We start from the raw sequence: 8,642 nt of genomic DNA, 5'->3' as shown, positions 1-8,642 counted from the left end.
ATAACAATTAAGTTTGATAATTAATTTATAACACTTTTAGGTGGGCTTGACTATAATTATCAAGTAGTTTCTAAAAAAGAACTGAAAATGTATCATGATTTTTTAGAGTATTCTGCAATGGGTTGGATCAGACCAGACAAACTCCCTATATCTTTTCAAATAAAAATTATAAAAGACGATTGGTTTAAGTTTTTTGAAAGTATTTCATATGACAAGTCCGAAGTTGGTAACTATAAGGTTGCTGGTGGTGTTTTTAAAAGTTACGAGCACTTCGAAGCTTATACTATCAATGGGTTTGATAATTTAGCAAAAAAAATAAAATTAAGGGTAGAAAATGAGTAATCAAATGCGTCCATCAGTAACGAATCCTACTATTGCAGATATTTATCAAAAAATAAAAGACGATAAGTTAGATCTTTCACCATCTTTTCAACGTAGATTTGTTTGGACCCAATCACATCAGGAACAATTTATAGATACAATCTTAAAAGGATTTCCTTTCCCTGAAATATATGTTTGTCAAGGTGAAACTGACTTTGAAAAAATTATCACAAAACAGAAAGTAATTGATGGTCAACAAAGACTAACTACGATTATGAATTATATCGATAGTAAATTTGAAAAACCTACATCAGTCGTTAGCAACTACAAAAGTTTAACAGAAGAACAAAGAAAATCTTTCTTAGAGTATCAAGTCGTTGTTAGAGATCTTGGGTACATAGAAGAAGACTTAGTTAAAGAAGTGTTTAGGCGTATTAATCTTACTAAATTCAAGTTAGAAGATGTGGAAATACATAACGCTATATATGATGGTAAGTTTATCGAGTTAGCCAAAGAACTATCTCAAAATATTGATTTATCAAAATACAATGTCTTTTATGACTCTCAAATAGTCAGAATGGTAGATATACATTTTTTCTTATCAGTATTGGCTACATTAGAAAGAGGTGGTTATTTCTCTTTAGATTCGGAGATTGAAAAATGTGTTATAGAATTTAACGAAGACTTTAGTAACTATCAGCTCAGAAAAAATCAGGTTATAAAATCTTTCGATACCTTAGAAGGTTTAAATTTACCAGACGACTCTATATGGTTTCGTAAGTCGAATTTTTACACTTTGATTGTTGAGCTATCAAAATGTGAAGAAGTAAACACCAAAAATTTAAGAGAAAGTTTATTATCTTTTGAAGAAAATGTATTGAGTAATAAAAACAACAAAAATAACGACTATGGCTTGTATTATAGTTATATGTACACTGGTACTAATAATAGAAGCTCAAGAATAAAAAGAGGTGAGTTTTTTAATAATTATATACTTTCAAACTCTTAAAAATTGGAAATTATTATACTAATATGGAATTAATATGAATCAGTCAATTCACAATTTTGCCCCGCAAATCTCCGTCCCCGCTACCTATATGCGCGGCGGTACTTCAAAAGGGACATTTTTTAAATTATCCGACTTACCAGAGCGCTGCCAAGTACCAGGGGATGCGCGCGATAATTTCCTATTGCGGGTCATCGGCAGCCCTGATCCTTATGGTAAGCAAATCGACGGCTTGGGTAATGGTAGCTCTAGCACTTCAAAGACGGTGATTTTATCTAAAGCCAAGCAAGCAGACCACGATGTGAACTACTTGTTTGGACAGGTCAATATCGCCAAACCTATGATTGATTGGGCGGGTAATTGTGGTAATTTAACCGCAGCAGTAGGTGCTTGTGCGATTAATATGGGCTTAGTTGATGCTGATAAAATTGCTAATAGCATCGATAAAAACGCGGACAGCGGCATTTGCGAAGTACGCATTTGGCAAGAAAATATCAGTAAAACCATTATCGCTCATGTGCCTGTTTACTTAGATGCACAAGGCAAGGTACAAGTCCAAGAAACCGGCGATTTTGAATTAGACGGTGTGACCTTCCCCGCTGCCGAAGTAAAGATTGAGTTTATCGACCCGGTAGATTCATCAAGCGATATGTTCCCCACGGGCAACCTAATCGATGATTTTGATGTGTCTGGCTGTGGTCTAAATACCGATAGCGTCAAAGCCACCTTTATCAGTGCCGGTATTCCAACCATCTTTATGAAAAGCGCTGATTTGGGCTTTACCGGTACGGAACTGCAAGGTGATATCAATAGTAATAGCGAAACCTTGGCTAAGCTTGAGAAAATCCGTGCCAAAGGCGGCGTGGCGATGGGACTGTTTAAAGACGTCAGTGAAGCACAAGCCAGTCAACATATTCCAAAGATTGCTTGGGTCGCCCCTGCGCAAAGCTACAGTGCTTCAAGTGGCAAAGCCGTTGATGCTGCTGATATTGATTTGGTCGTACGTGCTATGAGTATGGGGCAATTGCATCATGCGATGATGGGCACGGCAGCGGTGGCAATTGCCGCAGCAGCGACCACACAAGGTACCTTGGTCAATGAAGCCGCTGGTGGTAGCGAATTAGGTGAAGTGCGCTTTGGTCATCCGTCAGGAACGCTACTCGTCGGCGGAAAAACCGAACGCGTGAACGGACGCTGGCAAGCCAAAAAAGTTTCCATGAGCCGCTCAGCACGCCGAATTATGGTTGGTGAGGTATTTGTACCAGCCGATGCTTTTTAGTAATGACAATTTTTAGGAAACGAACTTAAAAGAAACTTAAAAGTAACAAGGTTTAAGATGCTGCTTAAAGTCTTTATACTGGTGGTCGCTTATTATTATGAATAATAAGCAGTAAATAAATGCCAATATCAAATTAAATAGCGCCTTAACCCTATGAGTACTCCGCCACGCCGTGTTCCTTTAGACATCAAGCCGCCCACCAAAAAAAAGGAACGGGGGGCTTTGTTATGGTCGATTTTAAAAAGGCTCGGAGAGTTTGCCAGACCCTATCGCGGGCTTTTTATCTTAACCTTAATATTGACGGTGCTTGGGTCATTTACCGCGCAGGTGAATGCCTTTGTCTTGCAATATACCATTGATACTTTGACCGACATCGTTGGTTTACCTGACCCATGGGTAGAAGGTATAAAATTACTGACGCTCATTAGCGTGATTTTATTGGTGAAAGAAGTCCTTAACGTCATCATTACCTTTGGTCAGCGCTATTTTGGTGAGCGTATCCGTATTAACCTATCGCGTGATTTGTCACAAAAGGTGGTCGACCGTATTTTGTCTTACAAAATGGCGTTTTATACCAGTGATGAGAACGCCAGTGGTAAGCTGCAAACCCGTATCGATTTGGGTGTCAGCAGTCTCACGCAACTGGTGCAAAACTTCTTTATTGATATGCTGCCGCTGTTTGCCAGTGCCATCGTGTCATTAATCATTATGTTTAATGCCAATTTTTGGGTCGGTATGGTCGGTTTGATTATTGTGCCGATTTACTTTTTTGTCAGTCAAAAACAAGCCAACCGTTTGCAGGGGTTTCGCAAACAAATGCGCCAATATCGTGAGACCAAAAGCGGCTTGGTGATTTCGATTATTGACTCTATCACGGTGATTAAATCCTTTGTGCGCGAGCCGATTGAGTCCGGTAAGCACTGGGAAATACAAAAAGATATGACCGCCAATCAGCTACGTATTCGCAGTATCGCGTTTATGTATAACGCTGGCAAAACCTTTATCGAGCAAATCGGCGTGGTGGCGATTATTGTCCTAACCTCATATTTTGTGCTCAACGGGCAGATGACCATTGGTGCCATTATGTTCCATATCCTACTGTTTCAAAACGTCGCGGCTCCCATTCGCGAATTGCACCGCATTTACGACCAAATTAATAATGCCCTCACCTATGCCGAAGGCTTTTTTGATATCTTGGATGACGATCAAGCAATTGAAAACGAAGGCAAAGTCAAATGTACCGATTTAAAAGGTCATATTGAGCTAAAAGATGTTAATTTCTCCTACCCCAATGGCAAGCAGGCGCTGCATGATGTGAGCTTTAACATTTATCCCAATCGCATTACCGCTTTGGTTGGGCTAAGTGGCGCAGGTAAAAGCACGATTATTAATTTATTGGTCAAATTCTATGACCCAAGTAGCGGCACTATTTGCCTAGATGGTCGCAATCTAGAAGATTACAGCACCCATAACTTGCGTGAACAAATCGGCTTGGTGCTACAAAAGAATCATATTTTCTCAGGGACCATTGCCGACAACATTCGTTACGGGGCGATGGATGCCACTGATGAGGAGATTATCGACGCCGCCAAACAAGCCTCTATTCATGAGCAAATTATAGGCATGCCTGAAGGCTATGACAGCGAAGCCAAACTGCTCTCTGGCGGTCAGCAGCAGCGTATCGCGCTGGCGCGGATGTTTTTAAAAAACCCACCGATCGTATTTTTGGATGAACCAACGGCCAGTCTTGATGCCATTGCCACCCAGCAGATTAAGCACAGCTTGGATCTAATTAAAAAAGACCGTACGGTGATTATCGTCTCGCATAATATCTCGCAAATTATCGATGCCGATGACTTGGTGGTGATTGAAAATGGCCGTGTGATGGAGACTGGCACGCATGAAGAGCTTTATGCCAATCACGGTAAATACTATGAGATATTCAATGCCATGTCTGATAGTTTGAACTTAGATAAAATCAGTCAAACCTTAAATAGTTAATGCAGGGCAAAATCGTTATAATGCTCAGTCTTTAATACGTTATAAAAGCCCTTTAAATCGTTAGAAGCTATTTGACTATGACCTGTGAATTCTCTATAAAAACCTTTGATGAGCTGACCACCGTTGATGTTTACCATATTTTAAAAGCCCGCTCACAAGTATTCGTGGTCGAGCAAAACTGCCCATATCAAGATATGGACGAGGTCGATTTTGATTGTCTGCATCTGGTCGCCCATCAAAATGAAGCCTTGATTGGCTATTGCCGCATCATTCCGCCGCAATTTAATCAAAAAAGATCCTCGGTTAATCCATCAGGTCCGATACCGGCGATTGGCAGGGTTTTGGTGTTAGCAGAGCATCGCGGCTATGGCGTTGCCCGTCAAATGATGCTTGAAGCCATCAAATACTGCCGCAAAAAGTATGGTAAAAAAACCATCATCATCTCCGCGCAGACTTATTTGCTAAACTTTTACGAATCACTTGGATTTATTGTTGAAGGTGAACGCTATCTTGAGGACGGTATCGAGCATGTCATCATGGTTTTACCTGTCATTAAAAAAGTGAAAGTGAAAAAACAAAGCTCAGGGATGGTGAGTAGTATTCTCAGTTTTTATTTATTATCGGTTTGGTTTATCTCATGGTTTAAACCATTAAACGATAAAACAGTCTTACACGACTTCACTGTTGTTCGATATTGAGTATGTTATTTTTGATGCATCACTGATTGATAAATCATGTCGCTTATCAATCGCTCAAATATTGGACTCAAGGAAGAGGTAACGACTATGTCTACGACTCAAAACGCTACGGTAGAGAGCAATATCCGTCCAGAGTATGACGATGAAATTCAAAAAATCGCCGACTATGTGCTCAATTACTCTATCGATAACGACTCGCCCAATAGTGCCGATGCTTGGAATACAGCCCGCCACTGCCTGATGGACACCCTAGGCTGCGGACTGCTGGCACTGCGTTTTCCTGAATGTACCAAACACCTCGGACCCGATTGCGCTGATCAAATCACTCTGAACGGCGCGCGCGTCCCTGGTACGCCTCATAGACTCGACCCCATTAAAGCCGCTTTTGATATTGGCTGTATGGTGCGCTGGCTTGATTATAATGATACGTGGCTTGCGGCCGAATGGGGACATCCCTCAGACAACTTAGGCGGAATTTTAGCAGTAGCGGACTATATCAGTCAGCAAAACGTCAGCCAAAATAAAGCACCGCTCACCATGCGCGACGTTTTAGAAGCGATGATTATGGCGCATGAGATTCAAGGCGTGCTTGCCTTAGACAATTCATTTAACCGTGTCGGGCTTGACCATGTGTTTCTCGTCAAACTCGCCTCAACGGCGGTAGTCGCCAAACTCTATAAATTACCACGCGAGCGCATCATGGCGGCGATCTCGCAAGCGATTGTCGATGGTCAAGCGCTACGTACCTATCGTCATGCACCCAATGCTGGTAGCCGTAAATCATGGGCGGCAGGTGATGCCACCAGTCGTGCGGTACGCTTGGTCGATATCACCCGCCGCGGCGAGATGGGCATTCCGGGAGCATTAACCGCGCCGCAATGGGGCTTTTATGATGTGTTGTTCAGCCATACCAATAAGGACCTAGCACTCAAACCTGAAAACGAGCGCCGTTTTACCTTTCAGCGCGAGTTTGGTAGCTATGTGATGGAAAATATCTTATTTAAGATAAGCTTCCCTGCCGAATTTCATGCCCAGACCGCTTGTGAAGCCGCGGTTATCTTGCATCCTATGGTTGACGATAGGATTGATGAGATTGAAAAAATCGTCCTGACCACGCATGATTCAGCCATTCGAATTATCTCCAAAGAAGGCGCACTTGCCAATCCTGCCGATCGCGATCATTGTTTGCAATATATGGTTGCGGTGCCTTTATTGACGGGTGACTTGATGGCAGAGAACTATGAAGATGATTACCACGAGCAGCACCATATCTTGATTGATGGGCTGCGCCGTAAAATGGTCGTCGTTGAAGATTCCAATTATTCAAAAGATTATCATGATCCAAGCAAACGCTCGATTGCCAATGCCATTCAGATATTCTTTAAAGATGGCAGCAGTACCGATAAAGTCGCTGTCGAATACCCGATTGGTCATAAGCGCCGCCGCGCAGAAGGTATCCCCGTATTAGAAGCGAAGTTCCGAGCGAGTTTGGCAACGCGCTTTATTGACAGTCGCTGTGCAGATATCTTTGCCTTGTGTGATGATCAAAAGCGCTTAGAGCAAACCCCAGTCAATGAGTTTATGGATTTATTTGTCGCTAATTAATGTTAAAGCGTATCAATAATTCAGTGCGGTTTTGTTTTTATGAATTGTATTTTTACCAATTTTTTACCAGCCTTTTACCAAGCTATCGACTCACCTGCCCAATCTACAAAAGAACCAGATTGGGCGGCAGTCATCCTATCAAGCACTTCTAGTAAACGCTCGGCGCTATAAGCTGGCGAGAACAGTTTTTCGTCAGCCACATTGCCCTGAAAAGGTGATGATAACTGGGTATCGACGGTGCCTGGCTGCATGACGACTACGCAGACATCCTTTAGCGAGCGCGTCCATTCAATGCTCAAATTTTTCATACCCATATTTAGTGCCGCTTTACTCATACGGTAGCTGTACCAACCGCCAAGCTGATTGTCGCCGATACTACCAACCCGAGCCGATATGGTCGCAAAAATCACCGACTTATCTGCACTGCGCTCAGCTTTAGCCAATAGTGGCTTGATATGCTTGGCAATCAGTAGGCTGGCTAAGGCGTTAATCTGCATATTCTGTAAAAAGAAGTCCGTCTCCAGTTGTCGTAGCGCTTTTTCTGGTTGCTTATGCGGCGTATGTAATAGCCCCACACAATTAATCACCCAATCAATATGAGTGGTTTGCTGCTTAATATCAGCAATGGCTTGTTCAATACTTTTCTCATCGCTGACATCCATCGGTAACCAATACAAATTATCAGCCGCAAAGTCAGGCTGACTTGTATGATAAGTGGCAAATATTTTTCCACTGCTTTTATTATTAGCACTTAACTCTATCAGCTGTTCAACCATTGCTTTACCGATACCACCAGTGCCGCCAATAATTAAATAATTCTTATTATTCACAAGGTTTTCCTTATTGCTATTTTTATGATGTGCGACTGCTAACTTACATTCATTTTGGCGTATTTACTTTACATTTACTATGCTAAAACGCTAAGAATAATAGAAGTTATCGCTATTCTATATAGGCTACAATAATCACTGACGGGTAAATACTCGACATCTATCAATTGAGATGTCTAACTGCCGTTAACCTTTAATCTTAACCTTTAATCTTAACCTTTTAAATTTAACCAACGCCTTTATACGGATGTCGTCGCCCTATGCTATCGCCCCAAGACCAATTGACTGAGCTGGTACGAACGCTTGAGACGCAGCAGCATGTCTTTGCCACTGACCCGCTACTTATCACAGAAAAGCTGCAAGGCGAGGATGGGAAGCCCATTCAAAAGTTGCATCGCCGCGCCTCGCGTATCGATAGTAACGGTGCGCTGGCACGTGTGCTCGGTAAAATTGATGGGCGCATCAAAGGTATTATGTTGGTTATGAGTGTGGTGTGGTGCATCTCGGGGTTTTTGGGGCTGTTTACTCTGCTGCAGACCAATGTGGTGAATTTCTTTTATGTGCTGGTTTGTCTGCTTGGGTTTCATACCCTTATGCTCTTAGGCTGGCTAGTCATGACTTTGATTAATCAAGGTAAGCAGTCGTCAAATTGGTTTGCCAATTTTGTCAGTCCTAGCTATCTAATACGCGGTAAGGACGATGTTACCAAAGCGGCGGTTGATTTGTACGAGCGTCAATTACAGCACAGCGGTATGCGCTGGTATTTAGGACGCTTTAGCCATCAATTATGGCTCGCTACCTTGACCGGTATGCTGCTGGCGATCATATTTTTGTTGATTGTGCGTCAATATAGCTTTAGCTGGGAGTCGACATTACTCTCTGATCAGGCGTTGATCAGTTTG

At 42.2% G+C, this 8,642-nt stretch carries 8 protein-coding genes; 7 read left to right on the top strand and 1 reads right to left on the bottom strand.

Annotated features, from left to right (window positions below; genetic code table 11):
• Positions 1–87: 87 nt before the first annotated feature.
• The 6 genes from V7D75_RS09085 to V7D75_RS09060 all read left to right on the top strand — a co-directional run bounded on the left by V7D75_RS09085 (position 88) and on the right by V7D75_RS09060 (position 6,910).
• Positions 88–342 carry a hypothetical protein gene (locus V7D75_RS09085; protein WP_333614299.1) on the top strand — a complete coding sequence of 85 codons (255 nt, stop codon included), beginning with the start codon at positions 88–90 and terminating at the stop codon, positions 340–342.
• On the top strand, positions 335–1,330 hold the full coding sequence (locus V7D75_RS09080) for a DUF262 domain-containing protein (protein WP_333614298.1): 996 nt from the start codon (positions 335–337) through the stop codon (positions 1,328–1,330). The genes V7D75_RS09085 and V7D75_RS09080 overlap by 8 nt, the downstream gene beginning before the upstream one ends.
• Positions 1,331–1,364: 34 nt before the next feature.
• Positions 1,365–2,606: a 2-methylaconitate cis-trans isomerase PrpF gene (gene prpF, locus V7D75_RS09075; RefSeq protein ID WP_333614297.1), complete on the top strand. Its 1,242-nt coding sequence runs from the start codon at positions 1,365–1,367 to the stop codon at positions 2,604–2,606.
• 153 nt (positions 2,607–2,759) lie between these two features.
• Positions 2,760–4,607, top strand: a complete 1,848-nt coding sequence (locus V7D75_RS09070; protein ID WP_333614296.1) for an ABC transporter ATP-binding protein — start codon at positions 2,760–2,762, stop codon at positions 4,605–4,607.
• Positions 4,608–4,684: 77 nt separating this feature from the next.
• The gene (locus V7D75_RS09065; protein WP_333614295.1) at positions 4,685–5,305 is read left to right on the top strand and encodes a GNAT family N-acetyltransferase; all 621 of its coding nucleotides are present in this window, start codon (positions 4,685–4,687) and stop codon (positions 5,303–5,305) included.
• Positions 5,306–5,392: 87 nt separating this feature from the next.
• Positions 5,393–6,910, top strand: a complete 1,518-nt coding sequence (locus tag V7D75_RS09060) for a bifunctional 2-methylcitrate dehydratase/aconitate hydratase (protein ID WP_333614294.1) — start codon at positions 5,393–5,395, stop codon at positions 6,908–6,910.
• 74 nt (positions 6,911–6,984) lie between these two features.
• Here the strand turns inward: V7D75_RS09060 and V7D75_RS09055 are convergent, their stop codons facing one another.
• Positions 6,985–7,740 (bottom strand): SDR family oxidoreductase, encoded by a 756-nt coding sequence (locus V7D75_RS09055; protein ID WP_333614293.1) that lies wholly within the window; start codon positions 7,738–7,740, stop codon positions 6,985–6,987.
• Between the two features lie 260 nt (positions 7,741–8,000).
• Here V7D75_RS09055 and V7D75_RS09050 point away from each other — a divergent pair.
• The coding region (locus V7D75_RS09050) for a DUF2868 domain-containing protein (protein WP_333614292.1) at positions 8,001–8,642 on the top strand (642 nt) is incomplete at its 3' end.

Origin of the sequence: Psychrobacter sp. (assembly GCF_036731945.1) — a bacterium.
Taxonomy (GTDB): domain Bacteria; phylum Pseudomonadota; class Gammaproteobacteria; order Pseudomonadales; family Moraxellaceae; genus Psychrobacter.
This window is presented reverse-complemented; position numbering and strand designations above follow the sequence as displayed.